Annotated in this window: 1 protein-coding gene; it reads right to left on the bottom strand. The window is 52.6% G+C overall.

The annotated features are described in order from the left end of the window. Positions 1–14 precede the first annotated feature (14 nt). The coding region (locus ACR9ZK_RS22140; protein ID WP_481344098.1) for a hypothetical protein at positions 15–268 on the bottom strand (254 nt) is incomplete at its 5' end.

Genomic DNA, 268 nt, shown 5'->3' with positions numbered 1-268 from the left:
ATGAAACTCATTACCTAAACACATGAAATCACCCTCCGCCCGCCTCTACCCAACCCCGCCGCGGGTACTGCTCTTTGATTATTGAGCATCTCCAACCAGCATTCCTCAATATGGCGCGAACAATTGCCGCGAAGTCTGATGATCCGGAAGCCGAATACGAACGCCTTATCGGCCCAGGCAACTTTTGCCGACCCAAAGTATTCGCCGAGCAAGTCATCTTTTACATCAGCGATCACACCGCAATCAGCGGGCCAGAGGAACCCATCAC

Source organism: Monashia sp. HAY1-5C, from assembly GCF_056755255.1.
The sequence above is the reverse complement of the archived record's forward strand: the minus strand, read 5'-3'. Positions and strand labels throughout refer to the sequence as shown.